Below are 21048 nucleotides of genomic sequence, written 5' to 3'. Positions count from 1 at the left end.
CCTGCCACCGCCTGCGTTCCGGTCGCACCTTCTGTCGCCCCGCCACCGCCTGCGTTCCGGTCGCACTTTCTGTCGCCCCGCGCGCGCGAAGGCGGCAGGAACTGCGACCGGAACGGGCGAAGCTCAACACGAGGCGGCAGAGACTGCGACCGGAACCAGCGAAGCGCGACCGGAACGGGCGAAGCGCGACGGACTGTGCGCGAAGATGGAACGCACGCCAGCAAGGGAGCACCATGAGCCGCAGCGCCACCGCCGCCACGCACACCATCCGCGAGATGCGCGACTTCCTCTTCGCGAACGCCACCGACTACACCGCGGCCCGCGCCGGTTTCGCCTGGCCTGAGGCCCCGGAGTTCAACTTCGCGCTCGAGTGGTTCGACGTCATCGCCGGCGAGAACCCCGATCGTCCTGCGGTGCAGATCGTCGAGGCCGACCTGAGCCTGCGCACCTGGACGTATGGCGAGCTCTCGACGCGCTCCGACCAGGTCGCGGCCTGGCTCACCACCCTCGGCATCCGCCGCGGCGACCACGTGATCGTGATGCTCAACAACACGATCGAGCTGTGGGAGGTGATGCTGGCGATCACCAAGATCGGCGCCGTATCGATCCCGACCTCGACGCTGCTCTCCGCCTCCGATCTCGCCTACCGCGTCGAACACGGTCGCGCCAGCGCGGTGGTGACCCTCGGCCCGCTCGCCGACCGTCTCGCGGACATCGCCCCCGGCATCCTCCGCATCGGCGTGGGCGACGGCATCCCGACGGGGTGGGCACGCTTCGCCGACTCGGCCACCGCGCCGACCACCTTCGAGCCCGACGGACCGACCCCCGCGACCGACACCGCGCTGCTGTACTTCACCTCGGGCACCACGAACCGGCCGAAGCTGGTGCAGCACACGCACGTCTCGTACCCGATCGGGCACCTGTCGACCATGTGGTGGCTCGGGGTGCGGCCCGACGACGTGCACCTCAACATCTCATCCCCCGGCTGGGCGAAGCACGCCTGGTCGAGCTTCTACTCGCCGTTCCTGGCGGAGGCGACCGTGTTCGTCTACAACTACGACCGGTTCGACGCGAACACCCTGATGCAGGTGATGGACACGCATCACGTCTCGACCTTCTGCGCGCCGCCGACCGTGTGGCGGATGCTGATCCAGGCCGACCTCGCCCGTCTCACCCACCCGCCGCGCGAACTGGTCGGCGCGGGCGAGCCGCTGAACCCCGAGGTCATCGACCGGGTGCGCGATGCCTGGGGCGGCACGATCCGCGACGGCTTCGGGCAGACCGAGATGACGGCCTGCATCGGCAACTCCCCCGGTCAGACGGTCAAGGTCGGCTCGATGGGACGCCCGCTGCCCGGCTACCCCGTCGTGCTGCTCGATCCGGTCACCGGAGAGGTCGTCGAGAGCGAGGGGGAGATCGCTCTCGACCTGTCGCAGCCGCCGCTCGGACTCATGGCGGGCTACTACGACGACCCCGAGAAGACAGCGGAATCCCGCGCGGGCGGCTACCATCACACCGGCGACATCGCGGTGCGCGACGACGACGGCTACCTGACGTACATCGGTCGCTCGGACGACGTGTTCAAGGCCTCCGACTACAAGATCTCGCCGTTCGAACTCGAGTCGGTGCTGCTCGAGCACGACCTGGTGATCGAGGCGGCCGTGATCCCGAGCCCCGACCCGACGCGTCTGGCCGTACCGAAGGCGTACGTGTGCCTGACCCCGGATGCCGCCGCGAGCGCGGAGGATGCCGCCCGCGCGATCTTCGCCTACGCGCACGACCGCCTGTCGTCGCACCTGTGGGTGCGGATCATCGAGTTCGTGCCGGAGCTGCCGAAGACGATCTCCGGCAAGATCCGCCGCGTCGAGCTGCGCGCACGAGAGGCGGCGCGGGTCGAATCCGGTGATGAGACCGGACAGCACCGCGACCGCGACTACCGCTGAGCGCTCAGGGCACGACCGGTATCGACGCCGTCGCGGCGGACTTCGTCGCGAGCGACGACTTCGACACCACGGCCGGCTTGGCCGTGGAGGCCACACGCGGCAGCGTGCCGACGGCAAGATCGTCGGTCCGCCCGACTCCGGCCGCGTTCACGATGGCCCGCACGACCCCACCGATCACGAGCATCCCCACGAGTGAGGCGCACGCCAGTATCAGCGGCAGCCACTGCTGTGCGAACGACGCGGTGACACTCATCAGCGCGCCCACGATCCACACGCCGACCGCGCCCCCCACGAGCCCTCCGGACCCGCGGATCACGGCCACCGCGGCGACGATCGCGCAGGCACCGGCGATCGCCGCGCCCACGTACCCGATCGGCACCATCACCTCGGCCAAATCGTTGGCCACTCTCATTGTCGTCATGACGACCCCCCGGTCCAGCGGAAACTCCGCTACCTCGACACTAGAAGTGTGTCGTGGAAAGGCCATCCGTCTCAAGTCCCATCCGCATCATCCTGCAGACGGAGATCTCGCGGCGTGGAATCGGGGGCGGCGAGGGGTCAGCGGCGGCTCGGCCACCGCAGGCGACGGGCGCGGAGCACGCGCACCGGCTGGGTGACGACGGCATCCACGACCATCGAGCCGTCGGTCGGGCCGACGATCGCGATCGCCGAGGTCTCGGTGGCCTCGGCGGGTGCGACCGGAAGCCGGCCGAGCTCGCGGTGCGCACGCACATAGGCCGGGACCAGCAACACGATCGCGCCGATCCAGGCGAGCGGGTTGCTCAGCGCGACGCCGTCGAACCCGATCCACGCGCCCAGCACGATGGCCGCGCCCACGCGCATCACCAGCTCGATCACGCCGGTCACGGTCGGCACGAGCGTGTGCCCGAGCCCCTGCAGCGCGCCGCGCAGCACGAACAGCATCCCGAGCGCCCAGTAGCCGCAGCCGTTGATGATGAGCATCCGGTGGGCCATGTCGACCACCTCGTCCGAACCGGCGCCGATGAACAGTCGCACCATGGGTGCGCCGAACGCGATCAGCAGGCCGCCGAGCACCACACCGGCGCCCACCGCCATCCAGGTGGCCTCGACGACCCCGCGACGGATGCGATCGGGCCGGCGGCCGCCGTGGTTCTGCGCGGCGTACATCGAGACCGCGAGGCCCAGCGATGACAGCAGCGCGACGGCGAGGCTGTCGACCCGGGAACCGGTCGTGTAGGCGGCGACCGCGTCCGCCCCGAGGGTGTTCAGCGCGACCTGCACCGTGAGCGTGCCGATCGCGATGATCGACGCCTGGAAGCCCATGGGCAGGCCGAGGCGCAGGTGCTCGGAGATGTCGTCCCCGGTGATCCGCCAGTCGGCCCGACGCAGGTGCAGCATCGGCAGGCGGCGGCGCACGAACTCGAGACACAGGGCGACCGACACGGCCTGGGCGACGACCGTCGCGAGCGCGGCTCCGCCCACTCCCCACTCGAGCGGGCCGACCATCAGCACGACGAGCCCGACGTTCAGCGCGCACGAGACGGTGAGGAACACCAGGGGGGTCTTGGAGTCGCCGATCGCGCGGATGATCGCGGACAGGTAGTTGAAGAACATCGTCGCGCTGGCACCGAGGAAGCTGATCTGCGTGAAGATCGTGGCCTCGGCCATCAGCTCCGGCGGTGTCTGCAGCAGGGTGAGGATCGGGCCGGCGAGGAGAGGAGCCGCCACCGTCAGGATCACGCTCGTGATGGCGCTGAGGAGCACTCCCGTGGCCACCGAGCGGCGCACGGCCGCGTCGTCCCGCGCTCCGAAGGCCTGGGCGATGGGGATCGCGAACCCACTCGTCAGCCCCCAGGCGAAACCGAGCAGCAGGAACAGCAGGCTGCCGGTCGCACCCACCGCCGCGAGGGAGGTGACGCCGAGGTGCCGTCCGACGACGATCGCGTCGGCGAACTGGTACAGCTGCTGCACCACGTTGCCGAGGAGCAGCGGGATGGAGAAGGCGAGGATGACGCGCCACGGGCGGCCCGTGGTGAGGGAGGTGGCCATGAAGAAGCGGCTCGCAGAACTGAGGGGATGGATCGGGGCCGAACCAGACTATCGAATCGATTCGGCGAAGTGGTATCCCGGATCTCGATTCTGTCGCTCGGCATGGTGAAAGGTACCGTCGGAGCGACACCGTCGACGTAGACCGGAGGACGAGAGTGACGAAGCAGTATTCGGGGGGAACCGGAAGCCGGAGCGATACGGGAGCCGTTGAGGAGGAGGAGCATCTGCGGCGAGCGCTGAGCAACCGCCACATCCAGCTGCTCGCGATCGGCGGGGCGATCGGGACCGGCCTGTTCATGGGCAGCGGCAAGACGATCTCGGTGGCAGGACCGTCGGTGATCTTCGTCTACATGATCATCGGCTTCATGCTGTTCTTCGTCATGCGGGCGATGGGCGAGCTGCTGCTGTCGAACCTGAAGTACAAGTCTTTCAGCGACTTCGCGAGCGATCTGCTCGGGCCGTGGGCGGGATTCTTCACCGGGTGGACCTACTGGTTCTGCTGGGTGGTCACCGGCGTCGCCGACGTGATCGCGATCGCCGGATACACGGATGCGCTCATCCCCGGCATCCCGCTGTGGATCCCGGGCGTCCTCGTGATCGTGATCCTCCTCGCGCTGAACCTGCCGACCGTCGCCGCGTTCGGCGAGATGGAGTTCTGGTTCGCCCTGATCAAGATCGTCGCGATCGTGGCGCTCATCATCACCGGACTCGTGATGATCTTCACCGGTTTCCAGCACGACGCGGGGACCGCCAGCTTCTCGAACCTGTGGGACCACGGCGGCATGTTCCCGCACGGCTTCATGGGCTTCGTCGCCGGGTTCCAGATCGCCGTGTTCGCGTTCGTCGGGGTCGAGCTGGTCGGCACGGCGGCCGCCGAGACCAAGGATCCGAAGCGCAACCTGCCGAAGGCGATCAACGCCATCCCGATCCGCATCCTGCTGTTCTACGTGGGCGCACTCATCGTGCTGATGGCGGTGACCCCGTGGACCGAGTACGTCGCCGGGGAGAGCCCGTTCATCGCGATGTTCGCCCTCGCCGGGCTCGGCATCGCGGCGACGGTCGTGAACCTGGTCGTGCTCACCTCGGCCATGTCGAGCGCCAACTCCGGCATCTACTCGACCTCGCGCATGGTGTTCGGCCTCGCGCAGGACGGCGACGCCCCGCGGATCTTCGGCCGGCTCTCCCGCCGCCGCGTGCCGCAGAACGCCCTGTTCCTCTCGTGCATCTTGCTGCTGTCCGGCGTGGTGCTGCTGTACGCGGGCAAGGACATCGGCACCGCCTTCGACATGGTGACCACGGTCTCGGCGCTGTGCTTCATGTTCGTGTGGACGATCTTCCTGTGCAGCTACCTCGTGTACCGGCGCACCCGCAAGGACAAGGTCGCGGCATCCACGTTCCGGATGCCGGGCGGGGTGTTCATGGTCTACGTGGTGCTCGCGTTCTTCGTGTTCATCCTGTGGGCGCTGACGACGCAGCCCGACACGCTGACCGCGCTCCTGGTGACGCCGATCTGGTTCGTACTGCTATTCGTGGCGTGGCTGTTCGTGCGGAAGTCGCCGAACCACCTCTCACGCCATGCGGCGCACATCGCCCACCTGCGCGACGACTCGGTGGAGGCCGACACGGATTGAGCTCGGGCGGCCTCGAGTCAGGTCAGGCCGCGACGGCGGCGGGTGCGGCGGGCTTCGCGGCGAACAGTCGCTTGCGCAGCGCGAGGAACAGCAGCACCATGCCGGCGCTGAGCAGGATGTGCCCCATCCCGGCGATGCCGGCGATCATGCTCGACGACTCCTGGCCGAGCACCGTGAGGCAGCCGTGCCAGACCATCATGGCCGACGTCAGCACGAGGCCCGCGTTGTACAGCCAGAAGAACCAGCTGAACAGGCGGCTCTCGGAGAGCGCGAACACCTTCTCCAGCAGCAGGACGATCAGCAGCACGACGAAGCCCAGCACGAGCAGGTGCGTGTGCACGAGCCCCAGCTGCGTCGACTCCCCCTCGGGGAAGTCGTTGATCTTGGTGAACTCCCGGTAGAAGAGTCCGGAGGCGACGCCCACGATCATGTAGGCGAACGCGGCGGAGAAGAGGCGGCGCATCGGGTTCCTTTCGGTCTGATTCCAGCCTCGGCGCAGCCGCCTCGGCCCGGATCCATCGAACGGTTGAGATGCGCGGCGGTCCTGGGACCGAGGAAGCCGGCTCAGAGGAGCCCGGTGTCGCGGGCGATCGCGATGGCACGGGCGCGGCTGTCGGCGCCGAGCTTCTCGAACACGTGCACGAGGTGCGTCTTCACGGTCGCCTCGGTCACGAACAGGGTCTTCGCGATCTCGCGGTTCGAAGCGCCCGTGTCGAGCAGCCGCAGCACGTCGAGCTCCCGGTCCGTGAGCCGCACCCGCGGCGCGCGCATGACCTGCACGACCCGCTCACTGAGCTCGGGAGTGAGCACGAGTCCGCCGGACGCTGCCTGCCGGATAGCCCGCACGATGTCGTCGGGCGCCACGTCTTTGAGCAGGTAGCCGGCGGCTCCCGCCTCGATCGCGCCGAGGATCTCGGCGTCGCGGTCGAACGTCGTCAGGATCAGCACCGCGGGGGCCGGATGCTGCGCGCGCAGGGCCGCCGTCGTCTGCACGCCGTCCATACCCTCGCCGAGCCGCAGGTCGCAGAGCACGACGTCGGGGCGCAGGTGCCGCGCGAGGGCCACGGCCTCTTCCCCGGATGCCGCCTCGCCGACCACCTCGACGTCATCGCGACGGTCGAACAGCGAGCGCACGCCGGCGCGGACGATGGGGTGGTCGTCGACGAGCAGCACACGCACCGCGGTCATCCCTCGCCCTCCGTTCCACGCCTCACCGACGCCGCACCGCCGAACGGGACGTGCGCCGAGAGCGCGGTACCGTCACCCGGGGCGCTCTCCACGTCGAGCCCACCGCCGAGGTCCCGCAGCCGCGCGCGCATCGAGCGCAGCCCGTAGCCGCCGCCCTGCCCGGCCACCCCACCCTGAGCATCCCACCGCGTCGCGTCGAACCCGATGCCGTCATCGACGATGTCGAGTCGCACCGCATCCCCGGCATCGGCCAGGGTCACCACCACGCGCGACGCGGATGCGTGCGAGCGGACGTTCGCGAGAGCCGACTGCGCCGTCCGCAGCAGTGCCACCTCGACGTCGAGGCCGAGCGACGGCAGGTCATCGTCGGCGTGCAGGGTCGTCGCGATCCCGGTCTCGTCGGCGAGACGGTCCAGCATCCGGGCGAGGGCGTCGCCGAGAGCCGTGGATTCGAGTTCGGCCGGCATCAGCGCGTTCACGATGCGTCGCGCATCGGCCATCCCCTCCGCGGCGAGCGCCCCGATCTGCTCGAGGGCGCGGGTGCGCTGCGCCGGATCGTCCGCCTCCAGCGCCGAGCGCGCCAGCATCCCGATCGACGACACACTCTGGGCGACCGTGTCGTGGATGTCGCGCGAGACCCGGGTGCGCTCCTCACTGGCCCCGGACTCGCGCTGAGTGCGGGCGAGCTCATCCTGCAGGGCGGCCATCTCCTCCTGCGTCGCCACGAGCGAGGCGATCAGCCGACGACGCTCGCGCCCGTCGCGCACGAGCTCGAGGTACCCGCGGGAGATCCCGAGGGCGAAGACGCCGCCCACCAGAGGTCCGATCACGTTCGCGTAGCTCGTCGTGCCGGTGTGGAGCAGCGGGGCGGTCACGACGACCGCGAGGATCGCGACGCTCAGCAGCAGCGCCCATCGCAGCCGCATCACGAATCCGGCGAGCAGCCAGAGCGGGAAAGCCAGCCATACGAACTCCGGCGAGACGACGACCGCTCCGAGCCAGATGAGCGTGAGCCCGAGCAACCACCAGGTGGCCAGACGGCGGTCGGAAATGCGCTCGCTGAGCAGCAGCCCTCCGCCGTACCAACCGAGGAAGACGAGCGAGAGCGCCAGGACCCACGGCAGCGGCACACCGTCGAGGGCCGCACGCCATGCGCCGACCACAAGCAGCACCACCGTGATGACGGCCTGACCGATGCGGATGGATCCGACCAGGCTCGCCCACGTGCGCGGGGTGCCGCGGACCGGCGACGCGGTGGACGGCGACTCGGCGGGCGGCATGCTGACATTCTTCCCCCGACGGGCCGCGCGCGCCTCCATCGTTCGATCGATCCGGGTGGCCAGGGAGGCTCCGGCCAGCGGGGTTCCGTCAGGCCCTCCCTCGCAGCGGCCGCCACGCGTAGCGTCGATTCCACGGCCGCAGATCGGATTCGCGGTCACGACGAAGGGACAGCTCATGCACACTCGCACTCTCGGACAGGGACTCCAGGTCTCGGCGATCGGACTCGGCTGCATGGGGATGTCGCAGAGCTATGGCCCGAACCCCGGCAGCCGCGACGACATGATCGCGGTGCTGCGCTCGGCGGTCGACCACGGTGTGGACTTCTTCGACACCGCCGAGGTGTACGGCCCCTACGTGAACGAGGAACTCGTCGGCGAGGCGCTCGAGCCGATCCGCGACGAGGTCGTCATCGCGACCAAGTTCGGGTGGGACATCGAGGACGGCAAGAGCGTCGGGCTGAGCAGCCGCCCCGAACAGATCCGCCGGGTGGCCGAGGCGTCGCTGCGGAGCCTCCGCACCGACGTGATCGACCTCTTCTACCAGCACCGTGTCGACCCGGAGGTGCCGATCGAAGACGTCGCCGGCACCGTGGGCGAGCTGATCGCCGAGGGCAAGGTGCGCCACTTCGGGCTCTCCGAGGCCTCGGCAGCCTCCATCCGCCGCGCGCACGCCGTGCACCCGGTCACAGCCCTCCAGAGCGAGTACTCGCTGTGGACCCGCGAGCCCGAGGCCGAGATCCTCCCCGTGCTCGCCGAGCTCGGCATCGGGTTCGTGCCGTTCAGCCCGCTCGGCAAGGGGTTCCTGACCGGCACGGTCGACACGGCGGCCGACTTCGCGGCCGGCGACATCCGCGCCACGATCCCGCGCTTCACGGCCGAGAACCGGGCGGCGAACCAGGCGCTCGTGGCGCACGTCGCCGAACTGGCCACCGCGAGGGATGCCACACCGGGCCAGATCGCCCTCGCCTGGCTCCTCGCGCAGCAGCCGTGGATCGTGCCCATCCCCGGCACCCGGCGCACCGCGCGCATCGCCGAGAACGCGGGCAGCACCGCCGTCGCGCTCTCCGCCGACGAGGTCGCCGACCTGTCGACACTCGCCACGCGCATCGGCGTGGCAGGCGACCGCTACAACCCGCAGCAGATGGCCTTCGTCGATCGTTGAGCCTCCGGCGGCCTCGGTATCGTGAGGCGAGTGACCTCTCCCCGCAGCTACCCCGCGACCATCGCGGCGGCTGTCGAGCACGAGACGGTCATCCGCAAGTCGCGCTTCCTCACCCGCATCGAGCCCGTCTCGTCGGTCGAGCAGGCCGAGGCCGTGATCGCCGGCATCCGCAAGCGCGCGTGGGATGCGAACCACAACTGCACCGCGATGGTCACCGGGCTGCTCGGCGACCAGGCACGGTCGTCGGATGACGGGGAGCCGTCGGGCACCGCGGGTGTCCCGATGCTCGAGGTGCTGCGACGCCGCGAGCTGACCGACGTGGTCGCGGTCGTGACCCGGTACTTCGGCGGAGTCAAGCTCGGGGCGGGCGGCCTCGTGCGCGCGTATTCCTCCGCGGTGTCGGAGGCTCTCGACCTGGCCGCGCTCGTGCGTCGAGCGGCGCTCCGGCAGGTGACGCTCGAGGTTCCGCATGCGGATGCCGGGCGCTATGACAACCTGCTGCGCGACTGGGCGTCGCATCACGGCGCGACGCTGGGCGAGCCGACGTACGCGGCGACCGCCATGCTCGAGCTGTGGGCGCCCGAGGACGAGCTCGCTCGCCTCACCGCCGACCTGGCCGCGGCATCCGCCGGTTCGGTCGTCCCCATCCTCGGCGTCGAGCGCATCGTAGACGTCCCCGGCTGACGCCGGCGGGATCGGCGAAACCACAAGGATCGGCGGATATCCTGGATGCCGCGGTCGCGGAGGGAGAGCGATGTTCGACAGTCCGCTCTCGGCTTCGGCCTACGAGATCCTCGAGGTCGACCCCGGCGTCGACGACGTCGAGCTGCGCCGCGCCTACCGTCTGCGCCTGCGTCAGACGCATCCCGACACCGGCGGCGACGCGGCGGTCTTCATCCAGGTGCAGCGCGCCTGGGAACTGGTCGGCACCGCAGAGGGCCGTGCCGCCTACGACCGCCGGACGGGTGTGACCCACGAGGCCGGCTCCGAGTGGAGCGGATGGCGGCCACCGCCGACCCGCACCGACACCCGCCCCCGCGCCCGGTCGTACGGCCACCCCGGCGGTTGGCGGCGGGAGCGCTACCTCACCCTCATCCGCGAATGGGCCGGCCGCGGTGTCGAGGTCCCCGACCCCTACGACCCCGCACTCGTGCGCTCGGCGCCGCGCGATCTGCGCCGGCTCCTCGCCGATGCCCTGGCGGAAGAGGCCACGGCGCGCACGGTCTCCGACCTCGGTATGGGCTACACGGTGTGGCACGACGTCGCCGCCGGAGCGGATGCCGACGACAAGCTCGACCACGTGGTGCTCGGCCCCTCGGGACTGTACGGCGTGATGTCGGAGGACTTCGGCGGAATGGTCGGCTTCCGCCGCGGTGAAATCACGGGCCCGAGCCTCGGCACCCGCGCGCCCGTCACCGCCGCGCTCGGCCGCATGCGCACGGTCGCCAAGGCCGCCCGCGTCAAGTTCGGCGGAGCGATCATCGTGCTGCCCGACGATGACCTCTCCCAGGCGGTCACCCCGCTGGGCACGACCCGGGGCGTCCCGGTCGTGGTGGTGCGGCGCAGCGCGCTGGCGATGGTGCTGCGTCAGGGCGTTCCGCAGGCACGGGCGATCGGCGGCAACGAGCTGTTCGACGTGCGCACCCGGCTGCAGCAGACCGTCCGCTTCGTCTGACCCGGCCCCGGCCCCGGCCTCGACCCGGCCCGACCGGCCGGCCGCCCGGCCCCGACGATCCGCGGAGTCCCGGACGATTCACCGAGAGATCCGGAGGGATTCCTCGGCGAATCGTCACCACATCGGCGAATCGTCCGCCGCTGACCCGGACTGTCGACCGACCGGTCCGGCGGCGACATCCGTTGACAGTCACTGTCAAACCGGTTTACACTCATCAAACCGGTTCACCGATGAACATCTCGGTGCGTCCAGGTCCATGAGGAGGTGGCTGTGAGCCGCACGACCATCGCCGATGTCGCCCGCGAGGCCGGCGTGACCAAGGCCACCGTCTCCCATGCGCTCAGCGGCAATCGCCCGATCTCCGAGGAGACCAGGACGAAGGTGCTCGCCGCCGCCGAGAAGCTCAACTGGGTGCCGAGTCAGAGCGCACGCGCCCTCGCCACCCGACGCGCCAACGCCATCGCCGTGGTGCTGGCCCGCGACCCCGAGGTCATCGCGAACGACTCCTTCTTCCCCGCCTTCATCGCCGGCGTCGAGTCCGTGCTCGCCACGACCGAGACGGCGCTCCTGCTCCAGGTCGTGCCCGACCGCGCCGCCGAGGAGCGGGCCTACCGCACCCTCACCCACGGCCGCGCCGACGGCGCCCTGCTGCTCGACCTGCGCACCGACGACTGGCGCGTGCCGTTCCTCGACGACCTGGGCCTGCCCACGGTGCTGGTCGGCGCCTACGACCGGCCGACCCGGTTCTCGTGCGTCCGCACCGACGATGCCGCGCCGGTGCGCGAGATCATCACCCGGCTCCGCGCCGACGGCCACGAGCGCATCGCCCACGTCTCCGGGCCGCTCGACTACGTGCACTCGAAGGCGCGCGCAGAGGCGTTCGTCGAGGCGATCGGCGACGACGAGCTGCTCCGCGAGGGCGACTTCACCGCGGCGAGCGGACGCACCCGCACGGCCGAGCTCCTCGCCCTGCCAGACCGCCCGACCGCGATCCTCTACTCGAACGACACCATGGCCATCGCCGGCCTGTCCTACGCGCGATCGCAGGGTCTCGCGATCCCGCGCGACCTCGCGATCTCCGGGTTCGACGACGACCACCTCTCCGCCCATCTCTCCCCCGCGCTGACCAGCGTCTCGTCGGATCCGGCCGCGCGAGGTCGCGCCGCAGCCCGACTGCTGCAGGCCGACATCCTCGGGGCGGAGCCGCGCACCGAGATCGTCGATTGCAACGTCGTGCACTTCCGCGAGAGCACAGCGGCACCCGCAACCGCATAACCCGCCCAGTCATCACCCACCGTGTCGAGGAGGACACCATGAACAAGAAGATCAGTGCTGTCGCACTCATCGGCGCCGTCGCGCTCATCGCCACCGGATGCTCCGGCGGAGGAGGTGGCGGAGGGGAGGGCGAAGCGTCCGGCACCGGGCCCATCGACGTCTGGCTCTCGAACAACGAGCAGGAGGTCGCCTGGGGCAAGGCCGTCGTGGACGCCTGGAACAAGGAGCACCCCGACGAGAAGGTGAACGCCCAGGAGATCCCCGCCGGCTCGTCGTCGGAAGAGGCGATCACCGCCGCGATCACCGCCGGCACCGCGCCCTGCCTGGTGTACAACGTGGCACCGGCTGCGGTCTCCGGCTGGGTCAAGCAGGGTGGCCTCGTCGACCTCAGCAGCATCGAGGGCGGCAGCGACTACATCACCGAGCGCGGCGGCGACGTCGACGCCTATGCGACCGACGACAGCTTCTACCAGCTGCCCTGGAAGTCGAACCCGGTCATGGTCATGTACAACAAGGCGCTGTTCGAGGCGGCGGGCATCGACCCGGAGAACCCGCAGATGAACACGTACGACGCCTTCCTGGAGGGATCGCGCGCGATCGTCGACTCCGGCGTGCAGAGCGCCATCTGGCCCGCACCGACCAGCGAGTTCTATCAGCCGTGGTTCGACTTCTACCCGCTGTATCTCGCGGAGACCGACGGAACGATGCTGGTCGAGGACGGCAAGTCCACGTTCGATTCGGATGCCGGACGCACCGTGTCCGAGTTCTGGAAGACGTTCTACGACGAGAAGCTCTCTCCGAACGAGGCCTCCACCGACGACGCGATGTCGGCCGGCACCACCGCGATGCAGCTCGCCGGCCCGTGGGCGATCCCGTCGTACGCCGAGACGGTCGACGTCGGCTTCATGCCGGTGCCGACCAGCGACGGCCGGGAGAACCCGACCACCTTCGCCGACTCCAAGAGCGTGTCGATGTTCACGGCGTGCGAGAACCAGGGCACGGCGTGGGAGTTCCTGAAGTTCTCGACGAGCGAGGAGAGCGACGGACAGCTTCTCGAGGCCACCGGGCAGATGCCGATGCGCACCGATCTCACCGACACCTACGGCGACTACTTCGACGCCAACCCCAACTACGTCGCGTTCGCCGAGCAGGCGGAGAAGACGGCCGACGTGCCCAGCATCCCTAACTCGGTCGAGGCGTGGCAGGCCTTCCGTGACGAGTACTCCTCCGCCGTGATCTTCGACAAGGAGTCGATCGACGACTTCCTCGGCAACGCCGCGTCGAAGATCGATGACCTCGTCGCCGAGTGACGTCATGACCGACCGAAAGCGGTTGCGCACCCGATGGCTGGGTGCGCAACCCATCGGCGGCCTGTTCGCGCTGCCGTACTTCGTGTTCGTGCTCGCGATCTTCGCGTACCCGCTCGCGTTCGCGGTCTACATCGCCTTCCACGACTACTTCTTCACGGCACCGGGCACCGAGGTCGAGCGGCCGTTCGTCGGCTTCGACAACTTCGTCACGGTGCTCACCGACCCCCGGGTGCTCGGATCCTTCCGCAACACCCTGATCTTCCTGGTCATCAATGTGCCGCTCACGGCCGTGCTCGCGCTCGTGCTCGCGGCGGCCCTGAACACCGGCATCCAGTGGGTCGCGGCCTACCGGGTCGCGTTCTACGTGCCGTACCTGACCGCGAGCGTCTCACTCGTGGGCGTGTGGATGCTGCTGTTCTCGGGCAACGGCTTGATCAACACGATCCTCGGCCCCCTCGCCCCCGATCCGTCGTGGCTCGTGAACAGCGGGCTCGCGATGCCGATGATCGCGCTCTACGTGACCTGGAAGCAGCTCGGGTTCTACATCCTGCTGTACCTGGCCGCGCTGCAGAACGTGCCCAGGGAGCTGTACGAATCGGCCGAGACCGACGGCGCCGGGGTGCTCTCGCGGTTCCGTCACGTGACGATCCCCGGCGTGCGCAGCGCCACGACCCTGGTGCTGATCCTGTCGATCATCACCGGGGCCAACCTGTTCACCGAGCCCTACCTGCTCACCAACGGTGGCGGCCCGGACGGCGCATCGACCACCCCGGTGCTGCTCATCTACCAGCTGGGCATCCAGCAGCAGAACCCCGACACCGCAGCAGCCATCGGCATGATCCTCGTGGTCCTCGTCGGCATGCTGTCGCTGGCGGCCAACCGCGCGACCAGGGAGCGATGATGCGAAAGAAGCGTTCACTGCCCCGCATCCTGAGCATCATCCTGCTCACGATCGCGGCCATCGGCTTCGCCTTCCCGTTCTACTTCATGATCGTGGGGGCGTTCCAGGAGAGTCCGACGAACTCCCCGAGCGAGCTGTTCCCGACCAGCGGATGGACCGTCGACAACTTCGTCGCGATCGACTCGCGCATCGATCTGGTCGGCTCGCTGCTGAACTCACTGATCTTCACGGCCGGCGTGCTGCTGGGCACGGTCGTGTTCGGCCTGCTCGCCGGCTATGCGATCGCGCGCCTCGACTTCCGCGGGCGGGGCGTGATCTGGGTGCTGATGCTGCTCGTGCAGATGGTGCCGTTCCAGCTGCTGATGATCCCGCTCTACGTGCAGATCACCCGCAGCTACGGCCTCGGCGACTCGTATCTGGGCATGATCCTGCCGTTCCTGATCAACACGACGGCGGTGTTCATCTTCGTGCAGTTCTTCAAGGCACTGCCCGTGGAGATCTTCGAGGCCGCGCGCATCGACGGCGCCGGCGAGATCCGCCTGCTGACGTCGGTCGCGATCCCGCTGATCAAGCCGGTGCTCGTGACCGTCGTGCTCGTCACCTTCATCGGGCCGTGGAACGAGTTCCTCTGGCCCTTCCTCATCACGAAGGATGCGAGCCTGCAGCCGCTGGCCGTCTCCCTCGCGAACTACATCTCCAACGTCGCGCAGTCCACCGCGAACCCGAACGGCGCGATCCTCGCGGGTGCCGCGGCGCTCGCATTCCCCGTCGTGATCCTGTTCATCGTCTTCCAGCGGTTCTTCCGCGCCACCGACCTCGGTGCAGCCGTCAAGGGCTGACCCCGCAACTCAGCCAGAAAGGGCATCCATGTTCACCGGAGCATCCTTCCCCCTCGGTCCATTCGTCCCGTTCGAGGGCAACCCGATCCTGCGTCCGCGCGGCGCCAGCTGGGAGTCGGCGAACCTCTACAACCCGGCGGCGCTCGTCGACGGCGACGAGGTGGTGCTGCTCTATCGGGCGCACGCCGACGACATCATCTCCCACATCGGCATCGCCCGCTCGAGCGACGGCGTGAACTTCACGCGCGAGGATGCGCCGATCCTCTCCCCCTCGGAGGACTACGAGACGTACGGCTGCGAAGACCCGCGTATCGCGCTGATCGACGGCACCTACTACCTCACGTACACGGGCTGGGATCGACGGAGCGCGCAGCTGTGCCTGGCGACCTCGACCGACCTGCGCACGTGGACCAAGCACGGTCCGCTGTTCGACGACTTCGACACCTTCAAGACCATGGACCCGCGCGGGTTCAACTGGTCCAAGGCGGGTGTGATCGTGCCGCAGCGGATGCACGGCAAGTGGTGGATGTACTTCGGCGAGGGCGCGATCTACTGGGCGACCAGCGACGACCTGATCCACTGGACTCCGGGCACCGCCGACACCGAGCCGATGTACTCGCCCACGCCGGGCACCTGGGACGAGGCGCTGGTCGAGATCGGCACCTCACCCGTCGTCACCGACAACGGCCTGCTGCTGTTCCTCACGAACGGCGCCACCCGGGTCGTGCACGAGGACGGCACAGTCGACGTCGACTACCGCTGCGGGCAGATCGCGATCGATCCGGATGAGCCGACCAAGGTCATCGCGCGGCTGCAGGAGCCCTGGCTGCGCCCACAGACGTTCGAGGACATGCACGGGCTCGTCTCGAACGTGACCTTCGTGGAGGGGCTCGTGAAGTTCCAGGACAAGTGGTTCGCGTACTACGGTCAGTCCGACACGACGCTGGCCGTGGCGATTCACGATCCGGCCGAGCCGTGGGGCCGGGCGCTGCGCACCTGACCGGGGCTGAGGCCGCGGAGGGGGCCGGCGCGGGTTACGGTGTCGTTGTGCCTGCACGCGAATCGATCGTCGACCACCCCGTCTCCGAAGCACCGTCCGGAAAGCTGGTCCTCCTGCGCCACGGCGAGACCGAATGGTCCAGGGCCGGCAGACACACCGGGCTCACCGACATCCCCCTCACGGCGCGCGGGGAGGATCTGGCCCGCCGCGCCGGCGCCCTGGTGGCGGACTACGACTTCTCGCTCATCCTGACCTCTCCTCTCGTGCGGGCGCAGCGCACCGCGGAGCTCGCAGGTCTGCACGCCGAGATCGACCCCCTCCTCGTGGAGTGGGATTACGGCGGATACGAGGGCCGCACGACGAAGGACATCCGCGCGGAACTCGGCTACGGCTGGAGCACGTTCTCCCACGGTGTGATCAGCGGGAGCACCCCCGGGGAGACCGTGGAAGAGGTCGCCGCGCGGGCGTCGCGGGTGCTCACCCGGGTGCTGCCGGCGATGGCGCAGGGCGATGTCGCGCTGGTGGCGCACGGCCACTTCCTGCGCATCCTGACGGCGGTGTACCTGCGACTCGCTCCGCGGTTCGGCGCCCAGATCAGCTTGGATGCCGGATCGGTCTCGGTGCTCGGCTTCGCGCGCGAGCAGCCCGCGATCCTGTCGTGGAACTACGGCCCCGAGCTGCCTTCGGCACCGGCCGAATCCTGATCGGACGGGTGTCGGTCCGTCGCACCGAGGAGTAGCGTGCCCGCATGGCGATCGCGACCGAGACGACGGATTGGCTGCTCGACGGGGACCCCGCGCTGCGCTGGCAGGTGGAGCGCGACCTGCTCCACGAGCCCGAAGAGGTGTGGCAGGCGACGCGCGCCCGGGTGGCGACCGAGGGATTCGGCGCCGCGCTCCTCGCGCGACAGGACGACGACGGCCAGTGGGCAGGGGGCGCCTACTTCCCGGCGGGCTTCTTCGGCAGCCCGGAGGCAGAGGAGCCGGGGCAGCCGTGGACGGCCACGACCTGGTCGCTGAACGCTCTGCGCGAGTGGGGAGTGGATGCCGATGTGCTCGGCGACACCGCGGAGCGTCTGGCGCGGAACAGCCGGTGGGAGTACGAGGACCTGCCCTACTGGGGCGGCGAGGTCGACGTGTGCATCAACGCGTACACGCTGGCGAACGGCGCGTGGCTGGGAGCGGACGTCGCAGCCCTCGCCCGCTGGTTCCCGGCCCACCGCCTGGAGGACGGCGGGTGGAACTGCGAGGCGGAGGAGGGCGACTCGGTGCGGTCGTCGTTCCACTCCACGCTCAACGCCGTGCGCGGGATGCTCGCCTATGAGCGACTCACCGGCGACACGTCACTGCGCGAGGCGCGGCACTCGGGCGAGGAGTACCTGCTGCGACGGCGGCTGCTGTACCGCGAGTCGACCGGAGAGCAGGTCGGCCCGTTCGTGGGGCGCTTCGTGTATCCGAGTCGACACCGGTACAGCGCGCTCACGGCCCTGGACCACTTCCGCGAGGTGTCGCTCGTCGAAGGCGTCGACCCCGACGACCGGATCGCGGATGCCGTCGAGCTGGTGCGCGCCGCGCGACGGGCGGACGGCACGTGGGTGCAGAGCACTCCGCTCGCCGGTCGCACCTGGTTTCCCGTCGACGTCGGGGAGGGCCACCCCTCCCGCTGGCTCACGCTGATCGGCACCCGCGTGCTCGACTGGGCTGAAGGCGCCTGAGCCGCGAGACCACCGGCGCGGGGCAGCATCCCGATATGCGTTCTTTTGAGTTATTCAAATGAACGGGTATGCTCGAACCATGGAGACGGAACTCGACTCGGCGCTTCGCGTTGCCGGGCTGCGTGCGACCGCGGGCCGCGTCGCCGTTCTCGAGGCTCTGGACTCCATGGCCCATACGGATGCGGAGCGGGTCTACCGCGCCGTGTCCGAAGTGCTGCCGACCACGTCGATCCAGTCGGTGCACAACATCCTCGCGGACCTGACGACGGCGGGTCTCATCCGCCGGATCGAACCGGCAGGCTCCGCGGCGCTCTACGAGCGGCGCATCGACGACAACCACCACCACGTCGTCTGCACCTCCTGCGGTGCGGTCGGCGATGTGGACTGCGTGGTCGGCGAAGCGCCGTGTCTCACCCCGTCCTCGACGGGCGGATTCACCGTCCAGACCGCCGAGGTCACCTTCTGGGGCCTCTGCCCCAGCTGCCAGAACGCCGCGCAATAGCCGCTCGCCGATCGCCCATCCGCGGATGGGTGTATTCGTCGCGCCTGCGCGCAGAAGGAGAGAACCATGACGAACCCTGTTCCCGGCCGTCCGGCCACCACGACCCAGGCCGGCACCCCGATCGTGAGCGACGAGCACTCGCTGACGGTCGGCCCGGATGGCCCCACGGTCCTGCACGACCACTACCTGGTCGAGAAGATCGCGGCGTTCAACCGTGAGCGTGTGCCGGAGCGGAACCCGCACGCGAAGGGCGGCGGCGCGTTCGGAGAGTTCGTCGTCACCGAAGACGTGTCGCAGTTCACGCGGGCGGCCGTGTTCCAGCCGGGCGCGAAGAGCGAGGCGCTGATCCGCTTCTCATCGGTCGCCGGCGAGCAGGGCTCCCCTGACACGTGGCGCGACGTGCGCGGCTTCTCGCTGCGCCTGTACTCGGAAGAGGGCAACCTCGACATCGTCGGCAACAACACCCCGACGTTCTTCCTGCGCGATGCGATGAAGTTCCCCGATTTCATCCACTCGCAGAAGCGCCTCGGCGACTCGGGCCTGCGCGACCCCGACATGCAGTGGGACTTCTGGACGCTCTCGCCCGAGACCGCACACCAGGTGACCTACCTCATGGGCGACCGCGGCCTCCCGCGCAGCTGGCGGCACATGAACGGCTACGGCTCGCACACCTTCTCGTGGGTGAACGCCGCCGGTGAGCTGTTCTGGATGCGGTACCACTTCGTGTCCCACCAGGGCGTCGAGGCGATGGGTGCCGAAGAGGCGCAGCAGCTCGCCGGATCCGACGCCGACCACTACCGTCGCGACCTGTTCGACGCGATCGCCCGCGGCGAGCACCCCTCCTGGGACCTCTACGTGCAGATCATGCCGTACGGCGAGGCGAAGGACTATCGCTTCAACCCGTTCGACCTCACGAAGACCATCTCGCTCAAGGACTACCCGCGCATCAAGGTCGGCACGCTGACCCTCAACCGGAACCCGGAGAACTTCTTCGCTCAGATCGAGCAGGCGGGCTTCACGCCGGGCAATCAGGTGCCGGGCACGGGCCTGTCGCCGGACAAGATGCTGATGGGTCGTATCTTCGCCTACCCGGATGCGCAGCGCCACCGTATCGGCCCGAACTACAACCAGCTGCCGGTGAACCAGCCGCACGCCGCCGAGTCGCGCAACTACCAGCACGAGGGTTCGATGCGGTACCAGTTCAACGACGCCGCGCACCGCACCTACCACCCGAACTCGTTCGGCACGGCCGGGGGCCCGGAAGCAGATCCGACCGTGGCGCACGAGGCGAACTGGGAGGCCGACGGAGAGCTCGTGCGCTCCGCCGCCACCCTGCACGCCGAGGACGACGACTTCGGGCAGGCGGGCACGCTCTACCGTGAGGTGTTCGACGGGGAGCAGCGTGCACGCTTCCTGGAGACCCTCACCGGCCAGGGCCGCTCCATCACGGTCGACGACATCCGCGAGCGGTTCTTCCAGTACTGGACCAACGTGGATGCCGAGCTCGGCGCAGCCCTGCGGGATCGGGTCTGATCCGCGTCATCCGCTGAGACTCCGTCTTCGCGCCGAGACCCCCTCCTGCCCACGTCGGCAGGAGGGGGTCTCGGCGTCAGGGCGGGGTCTCGGGGTTGCACCGGGGCCACCGCGCAGGAACAGGGCCAAGATGGAGGGGTGGCCACCCCCCTCTCCGACCTGACCAGCATGCCCGACCCTCAGCACGTGTACGCCGCGGACGGCACACGGCTGGCGACCTACACCTGGGGCGAGTTCGACGCCCCGGTCGTGGTGATCGTGCACGGCTTCGCGTCGAGCGCCCGCGACAACTGGGTACTCACGGGCTGGGTGCGCGAGCTCACCCGCGCGGGCTATCGGGTGCTCGCGCTCGATCAGCGCGGCCATGGGCGCAGCGAGAAGCCGCACGACCCGGAGGGCTACCGCATCCGGACTCTGGTGACGGATGTCGAGACCGTGATGGACACGTATCTCGTGGACGACGCGTTCTACGTCGGCTACTCGCTGGGCGCCCGGGTGGGCTGGGAGGTGGTGCGCGAGCTGCCGCACCGCATCGGGCGGGCGGTACTCGGCGGAGTGCCGGACGGCATCCCCCTGGCCCGTCTCGACCTGGACCAGGTGCGCACGTACATCGCCGACGGCACTCCCGTCGAAGACCCCACGACGCAGAACTACATCGCGCTGACGGAGCGGGTGCCCGGCAACGACCTGCAGGCGCTGGTCGCGCTCGCGGAGGGCATGCGGTCGTCGGGCATGATCGACCCCGACCCTTCGGATGCGCCGACCCGGCCGATCCTGTTCGCCACGGGATCGAAGGATGCCATCATCGAGGGCTCACGGGCGCTGGCGTCCGCCGCCCCCGACGGTCGCTTCTTCGAGATCCCGAACCGGAACCACTTCAACGCTCCGGGCTCGCGGGACTTCAAGGAAGCGGCGCTGGCTTTCCTTGGCGAGGCGTAGCCGCCGGTCCGCCCGTCCGTCCGCCCGTCCGTCCGTCCGCCGCTCCGCCCGTTGCGAAGGAGTTCGCACGGAATGAAGGAGCGGATGCGGCATCCACTCCTTCTTTCCGTGAGTTCTCCTTCACT

The 21048-nt window shown here is 69.3% G+C and carries 20 protein-coding genes; 15 read left to right on the top strand and 5 right to left on the bottom strand.

Annotated features, from left to right (window positions below):
- Positions 1-233 precede the first annotated feature (233 nt).
- Positions 234-1943 (top strand): AMP-binding protein, encoded by a 1710-nt coding sequence (locus tag DW298_RS07800; protein ID WP_136041888.1) that lies wholly within the window; start codon positions 234-236, stop codon positions 1941-1943.
- Positions 1944-1947: 4 nt separating this feature from the next.
- Here DW298_RS07800 and DW298_RS07795 read toward each other — a convergent pair whose 3' ends face one another.
- Entirely contained in the window at positions 1948-2364 is a 417-nt protein-coding gene (locus tag DW298_RS07795; protein ID WP_136041887.1) for a hypothetical protein, read from the bottom strand.
- A gap of 137 nt (positions 2365-2501) precedes the next feature.
- Entirely contained in the window at positions 2502-3974 is a 1473-nt protein-coding gene (locus DW298_RS07790; RefSeq protein WP_136041886.1) for an MATE family efflux transporter, read from the bottom strand.
- A 155-nt stretch (positions 3975-4129) separates the two neighbouring features.
- Here DW298_RS07790 and cycA point away from each other — a divergent pair, with 155 nt between their 5' ends.
- Positions 4130-5605: a D-serine/D-alanine/glycine transporter gene (gene cycA / locus DW298_RS07785; protein WP_136041885.1), complete on the top strand. Its 1476-nt coding sequence runs from the start codon at positions 4130-4132 to the stop codon at positions 5603-5605.
- 22 nt (positions 5606-5627) lie between these two features.
- Here cycA and DW298_RS07780 read toward each other — a convergent pair whose 3' ends face one another.
- The 3 genes from DW298_RS07780 to DW298_RS07770 all read right to left on the bottom strand — a co-directional run bounded on the left by DW298_RS07780 (position 5628) and on the right by DW298_RS07770 (position 8073).
- Positions 5628-6068: a DUF2871 domain-containing protein gene (locus DW298_RS07780; protein WP_136041884.1), complete on the bottom strand. Its 441-nt coding sequence runs from the start codon at positions 6066-6068 to the stop codon at positions 5628-5630.
- A gap of 101 nt (positions 6069-6169) precedes the next feature.
- Entirely contained in the window at positions 6170-6793 is a 624-nt protein-coding gene (locus tag DW298_RS07775) for a response regulator transcription factor (protein WP_136041883.1), read from the bottom strand.
- Positions 6790-8073: a sensor histidine kinase gene (locus DW298_RS07770; RefSeq protein WP_240745057.1), complete on the bottom strand. Its 1284-nt coding sequence runs from the start codon at positions 8071-8073 to the stop codon at positions 6790-6792. Before DW298_RS07770 ends, DW298_RS07775 begins: the two co-directional genes overlap by 4 nt.
- 175 nt (positions 8074-8248) lie before the next feature.
- On the opposite strand from DW298_RS07770, the gene DW298_RS07765 reads away from it, so the two are divergent.
- The 13 genes from DW298_RS07765 to DW298_RS07705 all read left to right on the top strand — a co-directional run bounded on the left by DW298_RS07765 (position 8249) and on the right by DW298_RS07705 (position 20923).
- Entirely contained in the window at positions 8249-9235 is a 987-nt protein-coding gene (locus DW298_RS07765; RefSeq protein ID WP_136041881.1) for an aldo/keto reductase, read from the top strand.
- Between the two features lie 30 nt (positions 9236-9265).
- Positions 9266-9919, top strand: a complete 654-nt coding sequence (locus tag DW298_RS07760; RefSeq protein WP_136041880.1) for a YigZ family protein — start codon at positions 9266-9268, stop codon at positions 9917-9919.
- Positions 9920-9989: 70 nt separating this feature from the next.
- On the top strand, positions 9990-10910 hold the full coding sequence (locus DW298_RS07755; RefSeq protein WP_136041879.1) for a J domain-containing protein: 921 nt from the start codon (positions 9990-9992) through the stop codon (positions 10908-10910).
- Between the two features lie 270 nt (positions 10911-11180).
- The gene (locus tag DW298_RS07750; protein WP_136041878.1) at positions 11181-12185 is read left to right on the top strand and encodes a LacI family DNA-binding transcriptional regulator; all 1005 of its coding nucleotides are present in this window, start codon (positions 11181-11183) and stop codon (positions 12183-12185) included.
- 38 nt (positions 12186-12223) lie between these two features.
- Positions 12224-13495, top strand: coding sequence for an extracellular solute-binding protein (locus DW298_RS07745; RefSeq protein WP_136041877.1), 1272 nt, complete (start codon positions 12224-12226; stop codon positions 13493-13495).
- 4 nt (positions 13496-13499) lie between these two features.
- Positions 13500-14396 carry a sugar ABC transporter permease gene (locus DW298_RS07740; protein ID WP_136041876.1) on the top strand — a complete coding sequence of 299 codons (897 nt, stop codon included), beginning with the start codon at positions 13500-13502 and terminating at the stop codon, positions 14394-14396.
- A complete protein-coding gene (locus tag DW298_RS07735) occupies positions 14393-15235 on the top strand; it encodes a carbohydrate ABC transporter permease (protein ID WP_136041875.1) in 843 nt (280 codons plus the stop codon). The genes DW298_RS07740 and DW298_RS07735 overlap by 4 nt, the downstream gene beginning before the upstream one ends.
- A gap of 28 nt (positions 15236-15263) precedes the next feature.
- Complete coding sequence (locus tag DW298_RS07730) at positions 15264-16235, top strand: glycoside hydrolase family 130 protein (protein ID WP_136041874.1); 972 nt, start codon at positions 15264-15266, stop codon at positions 16233-16235.
- A gap of 47 nt (positions 16236-16282) precedes the next feature.
- On the top strand, positions 16283-16939 hold the full coding sequence (locus tag DW298_RS07725; protein WP_240745056.1) for a histidine phosphatase family protein: 657 nt from the start codon (positions 16283-16285) through the stop codon (positions 16937-16939).
- Between the two features lie 44 nt (positions 16940-16983).
- On the top strand, positions 16984-17949 hold the full coding sequence (locus DW298_RS07720; protein ID WP_136041873.1) for a squalene cyclase: 966 nt from the start codon (positions 16984-16986) through the stop codon (positions 17947-17949).
- A 79-nt stretch (positions 17950-18028) separates the two neighbouring features.
- Positions 18029-18451 (top strand): Fur family transcriptional regulator, encoded by a 423-nt coding sequence (locus DW298_RS07715; RefSeq protein ID WP_029264333.1) that lies wholly within the window; start codon positions 18029-18031, stop codon positions 18449-18451.
- Positions 18452-18517: 66 nt separating this feature from the next.
- The gene (locus DW298_RS07710; RefSeq protein WP_136041872.1) at positions 18518-19984 is read left to right on the top strand and encodes a catalase; all 1467 of its coding nucleotides are present in this window, start codon (positions 18518-18520) and stop codon (positions 19982-19984) included.
- Between the two features lie 138 nt (positions 19985-20122).
- Positions 20123-20923 (top strand): alpha/beta hydrolase, encoded by an 801-nt coding sequence (locus DW298_RS07705; protein ID WP_136041871.1) that lies wholly within the window; start codon positions 20123-20125, stop codon positions 20921-20923.
- The last annotated feature ends 125 nt before the right edge of the window (positions 20924-21048 follow it).

The organism is Microbacterium sp. A20 (assembly GCF_004794515.1).
Lineage (GTDB): Bacteria > Actinomycetota > Actinomycetes > Actinomycetales > Microbacteriaceae > Microbacterium.
Note: the sequence above shows the minus strand (reverse complement) of the source record. Positions and strands in the feature narration are given on the sequence as shown.